Genomic DNA, 13726 nt, shown 5'->3' with positions numbered 1-13726 from the left:
CGCCCAGCATGTGCTGGGTGACGGTCCCTGGTTGATGGCCAGAAAACTGGCATTGTCAGGCTTACTGACAGCCGTTCTTACAGAGTCCCTGGTCCTTCAGCCACTTGGTCGCGGCCTCGGTGATGGCCTTGGACTGCGACATACCAGAGCTGACGTTGTCGGCGACCGCTTTCTGCAGCTGCAGGCTGACGTCGGTGGTGATCTTTGGCGCCAGCGCGTTCAGAGAGGTAGCGATATCCGGTGACTTCTGCAGCACGCTATCACGAACGATCGGAGCTGGATGGTAGGCCGGGAAGGCATGCTTGTCATCATTCAGCGCGATCAGATTGTTGGTGTTGATGCCGTTGTCGCTGGAGTAGCAGAAGTTGGCATCCGACTGACCGCCGCCAACCTCTTTAAAGCCGATGGTGTAGTCGACTTTGTGCACAGCCTTGAAGCTTTCCAGGGTCAGGCCATACTTTGGTTTCAGGTAGTCAAACACATAGGTGCTATCGCTGGGCAGATCAAAGGTGATCTGCTTGGCTTTAGCCGCCAGGTCCGAGATATTCTTCAGACCCATTGAATTGCTCGATTTGGCGCAGACGGCATAAGTGTCGTTCAGCGGCGAATAGTCCAGCCAGTCGATCTGGAACTGCTGCTTGAAGCCATCCTTCACGGTCTGGTAATCCTGCTGATCATTCAGAGATGACGTCTTCTTCAGGGCGTCCAGTCCAGTAGCCGTGAATTCAGGATACAGATCAATGGCACCGCTCTTGATGCCCTGGAAGACGATGGTGTTGTTACCAAAGGCTGGCTTCTCGTTGACCTTGAAGCCCTGGTCTTTGAGCACCAGGCTGTAGAGCTTGGTCAGCAGTTTGGACTCTGTATCGAGCTTTCCACCAACGGTGATGGAAATATTGGCATTCTTATTGGTGTTGCCGCCACCCGTTGTTGTGCCGCTACCACCGGAGCCGCCGCAGGCGGTGAGTAGTAACAGGGGCACGCAGGCCAACGCGAAAAGGGTCTTTGCTCGTAATGAGCGGAATACTGAAGGCATTTTTCCTCCTGAAAAGATCAAACAATTACAGTATAAGGTCGATACAAGACACATTGTACCGCCTCATAGCGTGAGGTGGCCTGTGTCTCGTGTGGGTTATTATGAGTTTATCTGGGCGTGGGCGCGCAGACCCTGCGGGGTCAGGGCGCGCTGCAACCAGCTCATGAATAATTCTACGGCAATGGCCAGTATCGCTACCGGGATAGCGCCGGCCAGAATAGCAACATTATTCAACCTGTTCAATCCATCGATGATGTATTCACCATAGCCACCTGCCCCGATAATCGCGGCCAGGGTGGCGGTGGCGACGATCTGCACCGACGCGGTACGGACGCCGGCGGCGATGATCGGTAGCACCAGCGGCGTCTGAATGCGGCTGATGATCTGCCACTGCGTCATGCCCATGCCACGGGCGGCGTCGATGATCGAGGGATCGATGCCACGAATGCCCGTATAGGTATTGAGCAGGATCGGTGGAATGCCCAGCACGATCAAAGCGATCACCGTTGGCTTAAAGCCGACTCCCAGGTAGGGGAGCGCCGCGATCAAGAACGCGATCACTGGAATGGCGCGCATCAGGCCGCTGAGATTGACGGCGATAAACGACAGGATGGCGCTGCGCGAGACGGCCACGCCAAGAACCACCCCGATGATGATCGCAAAGAGGATGGAGACGGCGCAGATCTGCAGATATGCGATTGTGTGTGCGGCAAACGCATTGCCAGGGTCCTGAATGAAATTGATTAAATCGCCCATGCTTCTCCCCTTCTATGCGACGGCGGTCGCGCTACGGCCCCGGCTCAGGAGCATCTGGACGCCCAGCAGCAGGATATCGGCTACAACGGCGAACAGACTCATAAGGATCGCGCCCGCTATGATAGCTTGCTGGTCGCCACTGGTGAGATTTTTGAAGATCAGGTCTCCCAGTCCTCCCTGGTCTACCAGCGAGGCCAGCGAGGCCGTGCCAACCGTGGTCACAGTGGCGATGCGCACGCCGGCGATAATCACCGGTAGGGCCAGCGGCAGCGTCACACGCCGTAACACCTGCCAGCGGCTCATCCCCATAGCGCGTCCCACCTCCAGCAGCAGCGGATCAATGCCGTTGATGGCCGCCGCCGTATTGCGAATCAACACCAGCTGGGTATAGGCGACCAGCGGAATCATGATCGTCGCCAGGCTCAGACCAATCGCCGGGATCGTGATCAGCAGGGCCAGCAGGGCGATGCCCGGAATGCTATAGAGCACGCCGGTAAAGGTGATGACCGGCGTATAGAGCCAGCGGTTGCGCGCCACATAAATCCCCACCGGAATAGCAATGATCAGCGAAATCAACATCGTCAATCCAACCAGGTAGAGATGCTGTAGCAGCAGATATGGAATGCTTGTTGGATCAGTCAGATCATAGTTATAGGGACTCAGCAAGTATTTCATAGATCTCCTTTAATACATCAACCACAGGCATGGCTAAATGCTCGATGCGGCACGCGACTTTTCATCGCTGCGCAAATGTGTGATCGCCTGGTTAATATCGGGAAGGGTGATGTATCCGGTTTTTTCCTGGTTCTGGGGATCTTCAGTGGCAAGGGCGGGAGCATTCGTTTCGAGGAGTTTCAAGAGGGCATCGAATAACGTCGCCTGATCTGAAATCGCGGGAACATCTCCCCAGTGCGCTGAAGATACGGCCTCTGGTCGATTGTCGAGTGTGCTGCCAATGGGTAAATACTGTAGCTGGCGCACGATATTATCTGCCCCCACCAGCTGACTGACAAACTCATCGGCTGGTTTCGCCAGCAGTTCAACCGGTGATCCCATCTGAATCAGTTTGCCCTGTGACATCACGGCAACCTGGTCGCCCAGCTTGAAGGCTTCTTCAATATCGTGTGAGACAAATAAAATAGTTTTATGCACATCGCGCTGAATGCGCAGAAGCTCATCCTGCATGCGCGCGCGCGTAATCGCGTCCAGAGCGCCAAATGGTTCGTCCATCAACAGGATCGCGGGATCTGTAGCCAGGGCGCGGGCCAGCCCCACGCGTTGCTGCTGACCTCCCGAGAGCTGACGAGGGAAGCGCTTACGATAATCAGCCGGATCCAATCCCACCAGGTCCAGCAGCTCATCTACCCGCTGGTTGATCTTTTGCTTGTTCCAGCCCCCGGCGATGTCGGCGGTCACGCGCACATTTTCCGCGATCGTCATATGCGGAAACAGGCCGACCTGCTGAATTACATACCCGATGCGACGTCGCAACTGGATGGGATCTTCCTGCAGCACATTTTTATCGTCAAAGAGAATCTCTCCTGATGTCGGCTCGATCAAGCGGTTCACCATGCGCAACAGGGTGGTTTTTCCCGAACCAGAGGTGCCTACCAGCATGCATGTGCTTCCTTCGGGGACCACAAATGTGACCCCATCAACTGCCGGGGCATCCATGCCCTTGTAGCGTTTGGTGATGTTGTGAAATGCGATGGTTGTCATGCAGCCGTTTTTCCTCTCGCAATGAAAAATAATGAGTTTTTATTATACGTTATGACCAGAGCTTTTGCTCACATGCCATATATATTACCTTAACAATTTACGGCATAATTATGATACGCAGAGCTAGCATGAATCGTCTCGCTTCTATGTATATATCGACTATACTACGGCCGATTCCTATCCTGCCGCTCCAGCTCTCTCTATGTAACCAAAGTTACTCTCACAAGTGTACGTTAAAACTCAGCAGATTACTAGCCTTTTTGGCTACTTCAACCTTGAAAACTCGAAGCCTGCCGTAATTCCCGTTTACTCTCATAAGTAGCCACTTGTACTTCATTTTATCCAGTGGCTTACACCTATAGACGTTATTTGTAGCCATGTCGTGTACAGTTGGTTTTTAGTGGGAGAATTGCATGAAACATCGTCTTGTACAGGTACTGTGGTTGTGGGTGGTAGCTGCTGTCGTCATAGGGATGGCTATTGCTGGTGTATCGATCGCGGTCCATGCTCAGGCGGAGCAGCGCGTCCCGATGGTGGGGCAGACCGTGCCGCTATTGAAGCAGGCCAGGAAAACGGGAGAGGTCGATGCCGGGCAGACGCTCAATCTATCAATCGGACTGCGCCTGCAGCATCAAGATGTTCTGACACAGTTGTTACATAACATATCCGATCCCCATTCCGCCCAATATCATCATTTTTTGACTCCACAACAATTCGAGGCCCAGTTCAGTCCGACTTCCGATCAGCGTCAGCAGGTGGTTGATTATCTGCGCAGTCAGGGTCTGACGGTGGATAGCGTGTCATCCAACGGCCTGCTGGTCAATGCGCATGGCACGGCGTCTCAGGCGGAATCAGCCTTCCAGATTCAGATGCAGAAGTATCAGCTCGGCGCGCGCACGTTCTATGCCAATGCCGGCGCGCCCTCGATCCCTGCCGCTTTATCTACCGTCATCCTCTCGATCGGAGGACTGGATAACAGCGCGCAACTGCATCCATTATCTCACCTGGTCCCGACCCCTCGCGCTGGCTACGCCCAGAACGAGCTGGCGGGCGCCTATGATATCAATCCGCTTTATCAGGCGGGCGTGCAGGGGAACGGCCAGACCGTGGCCGTGTTTGAATTAGATGGCTATCAGCCCGCCGATATCAGCCAGTTCGCCACCGAGCATCACCTCAGCCAGCCCAATCTGACCAACGTGCTGGTGGATGGGGCCAATGGCGCGGCCGGCGCTGGGGCGATCGAAGCCGAGCTCGACATCGAGGTCATCAATGAGATCGCGCCCCAGGCGCACCAGCTGGTCTATGAAGGACCCAACTCGACGCAGGGTGTCAACGATACCTATAACCGTATCGTTACCGACAACCAGGCGCAGGTCGTCTCCGTCAGCTGGGGCGAATGCGAGGCGCAGTCGGGCTCGGCCGAACTGCAGACGCTGGATGGCATCTTCAAGCAGGCGGCGGCGCAGGGCATCTCTGTCTTCGCGGCCTCGGGCGATTCGGGCGCCTATGATTGCAATGACCTGAACCTGGCCGTTGATTCGCCCGCCAGCGATCCCTACGTGACCGGTGTGGGTGGCACCAATCTACAGCTGGCCAATAGTGGCGGCTATGGCAGCGAGTCCGCCTGGAGCAGTCCGACCGATACCCAGCGCAGTCCCAATGGCGCCGGCGGTGGTGGCGGACTCAGCAACACCTTCAACAAGCCCGACTGGCAGACGGGTCCCGGCGTCGACAACCAGAATAGCAATGGCATGCGCGAGGTACCCGACGTGGCGGCCGATGCCGATCCGGCCTCCGGATACGCGGTCTACTGTACTGTCGCCGCATCGAGTTGCCCCTCTTCGGGAGACGTGACCGTGGGTGGCACCAGCGCGGCCGCGCCCCTGTGGGCCGGTAGCACGGCTCTGCTCAATGATTTCCTGCAGCAGCATGGCCAGCAGCGCGTTGGCTGGATCAATCCAATGCTCTACCAGCTTGCCAGTAACCAGCAGACTTACGCTCCTTTCCACGACGTTACCACCGGTAACAATCTGCACTACATGGCCGGCCCCAACTATGACCTGACCACGGGCCTGGGTTCACCCGATGTGTATAACATTGCCCGCGATGGTATCAATGGCACCGCGACCGGTGGCGACACGCCAACTCCCACCCCAACCGTTGCCGCCACGCCTACAGACACGCCGCAGCCGACCGCCACGCCGGCGCAATCCCCGGCCACCAGCGCCCAACCCTGATCCTGCGACGACCTGTCTGGATACAAACAAAAGCTCCCAATCTCATTAGAGGTCGGGAGCTTTTGTTTGTATAGAAATGTTCTGGAAGGTTATTTCACGATCACCGTCATCTTCATGCCGGGGTGAACCGTACAATAGAGCTTGAATGTGCCGGCCGTATTAAACGGTCCCAGCTTGCCGCTGCCGAAGCCATCGACCTGCATATTATTGATTTTAGGCGCGCCGGCCTCAGTGGCGGGTTTCGGTGTACTATCATCCCAGGTGCCGTTAGCGATGATATGGGGTGGGGCATCGTCGTTAATCAGCGTGATGATCTCACCCTTTTTGATCGTGATTGAAGATTGTGTGAAGGTGGTGCTATCCATATGAACAGGATTCGGGCCGGTCGCGGTATTGCCACCCATCGCGCAGGCCGAGATGAACACCGTAAAGAGGCTGAACAATATAAAGGCGCCAAACAATTTTTTCATTGTCGGTAGGTTGCTCCTAAAGCTGGTAAGGATGATAGCCTATCTTCTCTGTTTTCGCTTTATGCTATGTGCGGCTTACATATATAAAGAAGACAGCGTATCCTTATCTATCGATTAAAATCTATAGGGTATGGGTATCGCTGCCCCCTATTATAAGGCTCTACCACATCAAAAGGCTACCTGATTTTTCTCTAGGGGAAAGTATGTAGGTGCCAGGCGAAGCGCCTATAGAGCGCGAATGGCCATCGGCCGGTTCTTATCAGCTGATGCTCCATGCGTGTGCCCACCAGGGGCGTGGCCGCCTGCGCCTTCTCTATCATTGCTGGCTTGATAAAACGGGCATCATAGATCCATAGTCGCCCTCCCGGTTTCAGCACACGATAGAGCTCGCGCAGAGGCCGTTCAAGCTCTTGCCAGTGGTGCAGGCTGATCGTTGAGACGATCACATCAAAGCTGTGATCGGGATAGGGGAGCTGCCGGACATCACCGGAGTCGAACTGTACGCGCTCATTGAGCTGCTCTTGTCTGGTTCGCTCACGCGCCAATTGGATCATTTCTGTTGATAGATCGACTCCATAGACCCGAAGTTGGGGAAAAGCGCGAGCGATGTCCCTGGCTAACACGCCTGGTCCGGTTCCTACGTCCAGTACCTTTTCCCCAGCGAGCTGAAGCGAGGCCAGATCTTCAATGACCCGTTGGTACAGGGGCCTGGTCAGATGGACCATCGTGTGCTCATAGACGCGACTGCCCCGGCCGGTAAACAGAAAGTTCAGGTGGCTTAAGTGACGCGACTGTGTGTGGTTTCCGATCTCATGGCTATGCATTGTATTGCTCCTGATCGAACTGGAAAAGCAAACGAAAAACAGAACATTTCTCATTCACTCTCGTATATCATTAGATACAACCAATGTAGCTGAACGCTGAAAGGCAAACAAGTACGCAAAATAATTTGACCAGGAGAGCGTGGCGTTCTCCACAAGGAGGAAATCAGATGATCCAGCCAAAGAAAGCTACCAGGTGTCCGGCAGGCATCGTTAGTGTCGGTGGAAGGCTAAAGCTGCGGATCTGCTATCATTTGCTCGGTGGGACCAGGCGCTTCGGCGAGCTACAGCGCCTGATACCAGAAGCCAGTCGGCAGATGCTGACCTTGCAATTGCGAGATTTAGAGCAAATGGGCTGGATTCACCGCCAGGTATATGAGCAGGTGCCCCCAAAGGTTGAATATTCGTTGACCGAGTTGGGACGCAGTTTAGAGTCCCCTCTTCGTCAGTTCAATGCCCTTGGTGAAAGTATAAACCTTGGCTTTTAGCTTAGATCTAAGGCAGGAGACTGTGCCCGCTTATGAGCCGTGGGTGGTATCGTTGGCCTGTTGCTGCTCTGTTGAGGTCGGCTCCAGGTTGACTACGATCGGGTCTTGCGAGTTGCGCACGATGACCCACTGGGATGGTTCGCTGCCGGGATTGAGCTCTTGATGGGGCACAAAGGGTGGCACATAGATAAAATCGCCCGGCTCGACATCGGCGGTGAACTCCAGTTGCTCTCCCCAGCGGATCTGCGCGCGGCCCGAGACGACATAGATGACGGTCTCCAGCTCGCCGTGGTGGTGCTTGCCGCTGGCTACGTGTGGTCCCACGTTGGTGACGCCGGCCCAGATCCCCTGTGAGCCAGCCAGTTCCCTTGAGACGGCCGCCATGCGCTGCATCCCCGGCGTCTGGGGCGTATTGCTATCAAACTGGGAAGGCTTGATTACGCGTACACCTCCGGCTGGCTGCATCTGCTCCAGATTGTCAGAACTCATGAATAATGCTCCTTTCCTGAATGAGACGGACGCAGGATTATAGCACCGGGATGATCGAGCGTCAAGGGAAAATAATTGCTTGACACACCGGGGGGGGATGGTGTATGCTTTGCTTAATTAAAAAGAACAACCTTAACGCGCTGATCAGGACCAGTAAATGCTCTGGGGATCGCACAGCGAGCCGAGATAGTGCAAGTCGGTCGATGAACCTGCATTGAACCCACCTGAGAGCGTCGGTATAAAAAGCCTGACCGGGCCCCCTTCGCCGTTATCAGAAGGCGCGGTTCATAGTTGACCGCATGAGTGGAGCTGTTGTGTGCGTTCGCGCCAACGGCTCAATTGAGGTGGTACCACGGGTTATATGCTCGTCCTTGTGAGAAGGACGGGTTTTTTTTATGCTCGTTTATAGAGAGAAAGGACTTATATGGTCAACGATGAAAAATTTGTGGAAGATATCGTCGATCAGGACGATAATTTTTCGCAGTGGTACAACCAGGTGGTGCGTAAGGCCGAGCTGGCCGATTACGCGCCGGTACGTGGTTGCATGATTATTCGCCCATATGGCTACGCGCTGTGGGAGAATCTGCAGCAGAAGGTGGACGCACGCTTCAAAGAGACCGACGTGCAGAACGCCTACTTCCCACTGCTGATCCCGCAGAGCTTTTTGCAGAAAGAGGCCGAGCACGTCGAGGGCTTCGCGCCCGAGGTGGCCTGGGTGACGCGCGGCGGCGGCGAGGAGCTGGAGGAGCCACTGGCCATCCGCCCGACCAGCGAGACGATTATCGGCAATAGCTTCTCCAAATGGATTCAGAGCTACCGCGATCTGCCACTGCTGATCAATCAGTGGGCCAACGTGATGCGCTGGGAGAAGCGTACCGCGCTCTTCCTGCGTACATCGGAGTTCCTGTGGCAGGAGGGCCATACCGCCCACCGTACGCCGGAGGAGGCAGAAGAGCGTACCCGTTTGATGCTTGAGGTCTATCGCTCCTTCGCCGAAGAGGATGCCGCCATCCCGGTCATCCCAGGCCGCAAGAGCGAGAACGAGAAGTTCGCCGGAGCCCTGCGCACCTATTCGATCGAGGCCATGATGGGTGACGGCAAGGCCCTTCAGTCCGCCACCAGCCATAATCTGGGCGACAACTTCGCCCGTGGCTTCGATATCCAATTTTTGGATGCCGATAGCCAGCGCAAATACTGCCACACCACCAGCTGGGGCATGAGCACGCGCATGATCGGTGCCCTGATCATGGTCCACGGCGACAAGTCGGGCCTGATCCTACCACCGCGCCTGGCTCCCTACCAGGTCGTGATCGTGCCGATCTGGCGCAAAGAGAAAGAGAAGGAAGCCGTCAACGAGCTGGTCAATCGGGTCGAGAAGATGTTCAAAGGCAAGGTGCGCGTCAAAGTTGATCGCAGCGAGAACACGCCGGGCTGGAAGTACAATGAATGGGAGATGCGCGGTGTGCCGTTGCGTATGGAGATCGGTCCTCGTGACGTGCAGAACAACAACGTCATGCTGGTGCGGCGCGATAACCGCGTCAAAGAGCCGGTCTCGGTCGATGCCCTGGAGCAGCGCCTGCCGGAGTTGCTGGAAGAGATCCAGAAGGCCCTCTACCAGCGCGCGCTGGAGTTCCGCGAGCAGAACACCTACACCACCGACAGCTATGACGAGTTCAAGCAGATCATCGCCGAGAAGCGTGGCTTTGTGCGAGTGAAGTGGGCCGAGGATAGCGCGGCCGAACTGGCGATCAAGGAAGAGACCAAGGCGACGCTGCGCGTGATCCCATTCAATCAGCCAGAGGGCGGCGTGCAGGGCAAGTGTATCTACACCGGCAAGCCGGCCACCTGCGAAGCCATCTTCGCGCGTGCCTATTAGTCTCAAGCAGGAGTAATTATGCGCAGTTCGCAGCTTTTAACCACCACCTTGCGTGAAGCCCCACGCGAGGCCGAAGGGGTCAATCAGGAACTATTGGTGCGGGCCGGCTTCGTACGCCAGCTAACCTCTGGCGTCTATAGCTTCCTGCCCCTGGGCAATCGGGTCTTGCAAAAGATCGCGACCATTATCCGGGAAGAGATGAATCGCATCGGCGGGCAGGAGGTGACGATGCCCGTCATTCAGCCCAGAGATCTCTGGGAGGTCAAGCCGGCCGACGGCGGTCCCTCGCGTGCCGAGGCCGTCGATATCCTCTTTCAACTCAAGGATCGCCGGGGACGCGATATGGTGCTGGGTCCAACCCATGAGGAGATTGTCACTCTGCTGGCCAGAGAGTTCGTGCGTAGCTACCGGGATCTGCCACAGTTGATCTATCAGATCCAGGTCAAGTTGCGCGACGAGCCACGTCCCCGTGGTGGTCTGCTGCGTACCCGCGAGTTCCTGATGAAGGATCTCTACAGCTTTGATGCCGATGAAGCGTCGATGGATAAGAGCTATCGCGCCGTTCGCGAAGCCTACCAGGCTATCTTCGCCCGTTGCGGTCTGCGCTTCATCGTCATCGATGCCGATAGCGGCGCCATTGGTGGCAAAGACTCGCAGGAGTTCATCGCCCTGACCGATGCCGGCGAGGACGACGCGGTCCAGTGTGATCGCTGCGGCTACGCCGCCAACACCGAGAAGGCCGAGTTTGTGCGCAGCGAACTGGAACGCCAGCCCGAGGCCCCTCTTGAGGAGGTCTACACGCCGGGCTGCACCACCATCGCCGACCTGGCCGAGTTCCTGCACATCCCGACCGCGCAGACCATGAAGGCGGTGCTCTACAGCTCGAGTGGCCGCTTGATCCTGGGATCGGTCCGGGGCGATCTTGAGATCAACGAGGTTAAGCTTGTCAACGCCCTGCGCCGGGCCGGCATCAACACCACCGATCTGCACATGGCCACGCCCGAGGAGCTGCAACTGGCGGGTATCGTCGCCGGTTTCACCTCCCCAATCGGGAAGAGTCCAGACATCTTTATTCTAGCCGATATCTCGCTCAAGGCCGGCAGCAACTTTGTCGGAGGGGCCAACCGCGTCGACTATCATATAAAGAACGTCAATTATCCGCGCGACTTTCGTGTGGATGCCTGGGAAGATATCGCCTCGGCCTACGAAGGCGCGCAATGTGTCCACTGCGGCGGCAGTCTGCACGTGATTCATGGTAGTGAGTTGGGTCATATCTTCAAGCTCGGTACCCGCTACAGCGTGCCCTTTGGAGCTACCTTCCTGGATGCTCAGGGCAGCGAGCAGCCCCTGTTGATGGGTTGCTACGGCATCGGCCTGGGACGTGTGATGGCTATCGCTGTCGAGCAGAGCCACGACGAGAAAGGCATCATCTGGCCCTTTGGCATGGCACCCTATCATCTCGCGCTGCTCGGGCTCGACCTCGACAAGGGTGAGAACAGGGAGATCGCGGAACAACTCTACCGGGACCTGCAGGCCGCCGGCGTCGAGGTGCTCTTCGACGATCGCCTTGAGAGCGCTGGTGTCAAGTTCAACGATGCCGACCTGATCGGTCTGCCGCTGCGCGCCGTGGTCAGCAAGCGCTCATTGAAAAATGGTGGCATCGAGCTCAAGCTGCGTGGCCAGAAGGAGAGCCGCATCGTGCCCCTGGCGCAAGCCGTCCAGGTGATTCAGCAGGAGATCGCGACCGGTCTCAATCATTCGTAGATTGTCCAGTATATTCGTGGGAGCATTGACATTATCAAGGAACGATCACAGATGGCGGTAACCATTCGTGAAGCACGCCTGGAGGATAGCGGCTCCATCACCACTATCCTGCGAGCCTTAGGTTGGTCAGAACATATCCAGCAACAGACATTCGCGGAAACGCAGGCGCAGATCGAAGAGTGGTTTGCCCGCTTAGAAAACGAACAGACACACACCATTTTAGTGGCGGAACAGCAGGGCCAGGTTGTGGGCTATATCGCGGTCCACTGGTACTTCCACCTGATGCGTGGCAGCGACGGCTACGTCTCAGAACTGTTCATCCATCCCGATCAGACGGGACACGGGGTAGGAAGCCAGCTCCTCGCCACCATAGAAGAGGAGGCGCGCCGACGTGGCTGCACACGTCTTATATTGATGAATCGCCGCATTCGCGAATCATATGCGCGCCAATTTTACATCAAGCACGGCTGGGAAGAACTAGGCGACGCTGCTTTCTTCTCCCTCACCCTACCTGCTACCTCCAGATAGCAGTGAGAAGCATCCGAAACGAGAGGAAAGGTGCCCATGCAATCACTCCCTTTCTATCCACAGGGCTTCCGCTCTTGTGCGAAAAATATCGGTATTCGAGATAACACGCTCGATTTTACGGTTATCACCTCTGATGTGCCGGCGGCTGCGGCGGCTATGTTTACACAGAGCCGTTTCTGCGGAGCCGCCATCACCGTTGGCCGCGAAAACGTTGCCAACGGACAGCTACAGGCGTTTGTCATTAACAGCAAGAACGCCAATGTCGCGACCGGTGAGGAGGGTCTGGCCAATATCCGCGAAGTAGCGCGCCTGGTGGCCGAGGAGTTGGAGATCCAGCCGGGAGATGTTCTCCCTTCCTCCACCGGTGTCATCGGCTGGCAGTTGCCGATGGATAAGCTGCGCAACGGTATCCGTGGTGTCCGCTCTGAACTGAGTGAGGGACAGCTGCATGTCTCGGCCCACGCTATCATGACCACAGATACTCGTCCCAAGATGCGGGCCAGCAAGATCGGCGATGCTGTCCTGGTCGGCATGTGCAAAGGGGTCGGGATGATCGAGCCAGACATGGCTACCATGCTGGCCTACTTTGTGACCGACGCGGCCATCCCCGCCGATCAGCTCAAGCAATGTCTGCACCAGGCCGTCAACCACTCTTTTAATATGGTTAGTGTGGATACCGATACCAGCACCAGCGATACCGTCGCCATCATGGCCAACGGCATGGCTGGCGAAGTCTCCCTCGCCGATTTCCAGCGTGCCCTGCAGGAGATGGCCATCGAACTGGCTCAGGATATTGCCCGCGACGGTGAAGGCGCCACCAAGCTGATCGAAGTCACCGTCGAGGACGCCGCCTCCTTCGCGCAAGCCAAGCGCGTCGCCAAAGCGATCGTCAACTCCCCCCTGCTCAAAGCGGCTATCTTCGGCAACGATCCCAACTGGGGCCGCGTCGCCATGGCGATCGGCAAATGCTACGAATACCCCGACATCCAGCCCGAAAAGGTCAGAATCGCCTTCGGGGATCTCGTCGTCTACGATGGCCGCGCCCTCGGACAGGAAAATCTGCCCCAGCTTCAGGCCTATCTCAAGGAATCAACCGTGGTCATTCGCGTCTCCCTGCACACCGGCAGCGAGCGCGCCACCGTCTGGGGCTGCGACCTCTCCTACGAATACGTCCGCATCAACGGCGAATACACCACATAGCCCCTTCCTCCACGCCATCCCAAAAACAAGCGAGCCGCGCCCGCTCATATATCGGGCGCGTCCCTCCCTGTAGGTGCTGGGCTTGCCCCAGCTTGGGAGCGCAGCGACCCCGTACCCAGGCGCATACGTTTCTTGAAACATGTGACCGTTACCCGAGAAGGATGCGTCAATGGATGTTCTGGAGAAATTGTAGGGTCTGGGACAGGATCTGGGCGCGGGCGTTCTCGCGTGAGATAACAGCTTCCCCATCTCCGGGCTGATGACCATATTCGCCGATAACCGCGCTCTTATTTATCGAAGCTGTTGTCTTATTTGCCAGTGATTTCGATGCGATTGTAACTG

General features: G+C 56.6%; 13 protein-coding genes and 1 other annotated feature. Of the genes, 6 read left to right on the top strand and 7 right to left on the bottom strand.

Annotated features, from left to right (window positions below; all coding sequences use genetic code 11):
• Positions 1 to 61: 61 nt before the first annotated feature.
• The 4 genes from AABA21_RS19465 to AABA21_RS19450 all read right to left on the bottom strand — a co-directional run bounded on the left by AABA21_RS19465 (position 62) and on the right by AABA21_RS19450 (position 3511).
• Positions 62 to 1036, bottom strand: coding sequence for a glycine betaine ABC transporter substrate-binding protein (locus tag AABA21_RS19465; protein ID WP_338253115.1), 975 nt, complete (start codon positions 1034 to 1036; stop codon positions 62 to 64).
• Positions 1037 to 1135: 99 nt separating this feature from the next.
• Positions 1136 to 1792: an ABC transporter permease gene (locus AABA21_RS19460; protein ID WP_338253114.1), complete on the bottom strand. Its 657-nt coding sequence runs from the start codon at positions 1790 to 1792 to the stop codon at positions 1136 to 1138.
• 12 nt (positions 1793 to 1804) lie between these two features.
• Positions 1805 to 2467, bottom strand: coding sequence for an ABC transporter permease (locus tag AABA21_RS19455; protein WP_338253113.1), 663 nt, complete (start codon positions 2465 to 2467; stop codon positions 1805 to 1807).
• Between the two features lie 33 nt (positions 2468 to 2500).
• Positions 2501 to 3511: an ABC transporter ATP-binding protein gene (locus AABA21_RS19450; RefSeq protein WP_338253112.1), complete on the bottom strand. Its 1011-nt coding sequence runs from the start codon at positions 3509 to 3511 to the stop codon at positions 2501 to 2503.
• A 413-nt stretch (positions 3512 to 3924) separates the two neighbouring features.
• Here AABA21_RS19450 and AABA21_RS19445 point away from each other — a divergent pair, with 413 nt between their 5' ends.
• Positions 3925 to 5748, top strand: coding sequence for a S53 family peptidase (locus tag AABA21_RS19445; protein WP_338253111.1), 1824 nt, complete (start codon positions 3925 to 3927; stop codon positions 5746 to 5748).
• An 89-nt stretch (positions 5749 to 5837) separates the two neighbouring features.
• On the opposite strand, the gene AABA21_RS19440 is transcribed toward AABA21_RS19445, so the two are convergent.
• Entirely contained in the window at positions 5838 to 6218 is a 381-nt protein-coding gene (locus tag AABA21_RS19440) for a cupredoxin domain-containing protein (protein WP_338253110.1), read from the bottom strand.
• Between the two features lie 191 nt (positions 6219 to 6409).
• Complete coding sequence (locus AABA21_RS19435) at positions 6410 to 7042, bottom strand: class I SAM-dependent methyltransferase (RefSeq protein ID WP_338253109.1); 633 nt, start codon at positions 7040 to 7042, stop codon at positions 6410 to 6412.
• 167 nt (positions 7043 to 7209) lie between these two features.
• Between AABA21_RS19435 and AABA21_RS19430 the strand changes: the two genes are divergently transcribed.
• A complete protein-coding gene (locus AABA21_RS19430) occupies positions 7210 to 7527 on the top strand; it encodes a winged helix-turn-helix transcriptional regulator (protein WP_338253108.1) in 318 nt (105 codons plus the stop codon).
• A 30-nt stretch (positions 7528 to 7557) separates the two neighbouring features.
• Here the strand turns inward: AABA21_RS19430 and AABA21_RS19425 are convergent, their stop codons facing one another.
• Positions 7558 to 8016, bottom strand: a complete 459-nt coding sequence (locus AABA21_RS19425) for a cupin domain-containing protein (protein ID WP_338253106.1) — start codon at positions 8014 to 8016, stop codon at positions 7558 to 7560.
• A 131-nt stretch (positions 8017 to 8147) separates the two neighbouring features.
• Positions 8148 to 8392 (top strand) — a binding site (T-box leader).
• A gap of 48 nt (positions 8393 to 8440) precedes the next feature.
• Here AABA21_RS19425 and proS point away from each other — a divergent pair.
• From proS to argJ, 4 genes are read left to right on the top strand one after another with little or no spacing between them, the layout of a single operon-like run.
• Complete coding sequence (gene proS / locus AABA21_RS19420) at positions 8441 to 9892, top strand: proline--tRNA ligase (RefSeq protein WP_338253104.1); 1452 nt, start codon at positions 8441 to 8443, stop codon at positions 9890 to 9892.
• Between the two features lie 18 nt (positions 9893 to 9910).
• Positions 9911 to 11656, top strand: a complete 1746-nt coding sequence (locus AABA21_RS19415; RefSeq protein ID WP_338253102.1) for a proline--tRNA ligase — start codon at positions 9911 to 9913, stop codon at positions 11654 to 11656.
• A gap of 51 nt (positions 11657 to 11707) precedes the next feature.
• Positions 11708 to 12184 (top strand): GNAT family N-acetyltransferase, encoded by a 477-nt coding sequence (locus AABA21_RS19410; protein ID WP_338253100.1) that lies wholly within the window; start codon positions 11708 to 11710, stop codon positions 12182 to 12184.
• 36 nt (positions 12185 to 12220) lie between these two features.
• On the top strand, positions 12221 to 13384 hold the full coding sequence (argJ, locus tag AABA21_RS19405) for a bifunctional glutamate N-acetyltransferase/amino-acid acetyltransferase ArgJ (protein WP_338253098.1): 1164 nt from the start codon (positions 12221 to 12223) through the stop codon (positions 13382 to 13384).
• Positions 13385 to 13726 lie beyond the last annotated feature (342 nt).

The sequence above is a fragment of the Dictyobacter halimunensis genome (assembly GCF_036245075.1).
Note: the sequence above shows the minus strand (reverse complement) of the source record. Positions and strands in the feature narration are given on the sequence as shown.

Excerpts from the sequence above, each read along its gene's own strand:
- AABA21_RS19465 (WP_338253115.1), bottom strand. The coding sequence starts at position 1,036 with ATGCCTTCAGTATTCCGCTCATTACGAGCAAAGACCCTTTTCGCGTTG.
- AABA21_RS19460 (WP_338253114.1), bottom strand. The coding sequence starts at position 1,792 with ATGGGCGATTTAATCAATTTCATTCAGGACCCTGGCAATGCGTTTGCC.
- AABA21_RS19455 (WP_338253113.1), bottom strand. The coding sequence starts at position 2,467 with ATGAAATACTTGCTGAGTCCCTATAACTATGATCTGACTGATCCAACA.
- AABA21_RS19450 (WP_338253112.1), bottom strand. The coding sequence starts at position 3,511 with ATGACAACCATCGCATTTCACAACATCACCAAACGCTACAAGGGCATG.
- AABA21_RS19445 (WP_338253111.1), top strand. The coding sequence starts at position 3,925 with ATGAAACATCGTCTTGTACAGGTACTGTGGTTGTGGGTGGTAGCTGCT.
- AABA21_RS19440 (WP_338253110.1), bottom strand. The coding sequence starts at position 6,218 with ATGAAAAAATTGTTTGGCGCCTTTATATTGTTCAGCCTCTTTACGGTG.
- AABA21_RS19435 (WP_338253109.1), bottom strand. The coding sequence starts at position 7,042 with ATGCATAGCCATGAGATCGGAAACCACACACAGTCGCGTCACTTAAGC.
- AABA21_RS19430 (WP_338253108.1), top strand. The coding sequence starts at position 7,210 with ATGATCCAGCCAAAGAAAGCTACCAGGTGTCCGGCAGGCATCGTTAGT.
- AABA21_RS19425 (WP_338253106.1), bottom strand. The coding sequence starts at position 8,016 with ATGAGTTCTGACAATCTGGAGCAGATGCAGCCAGCCGGAGGTGTACGC.
- proS (WP_338253104.1), top strand. The coding sequence starts at position 8,441 with ATGGTCAACGATGAAAAATTTGTGGAAGATATCGTCGATCAGGACGAT.
- AABA21_RS19415 (WP_338253102.1), top strand. The coding sequence starts at position 9,911 with ATGCGCAGTTCGCAGCTTTTAACCACCACCTTGCGTGAAGCCCCACGC.
- AABA21_RS19410 (WP_338253100.1), top strand. The coding sequence starts at position 11,708 with ATGGCGGTAACCATTCGTGAAGCACGCCTGGAGGATAGCGGCTCCATC.
- argJ (WP_338253098.1), top strand. The coding sequence starts at position 12,221 with ATGCAATCACTCCCTTTCTATCCACAGGGCTTCCGCTCTTGTGCGAAA.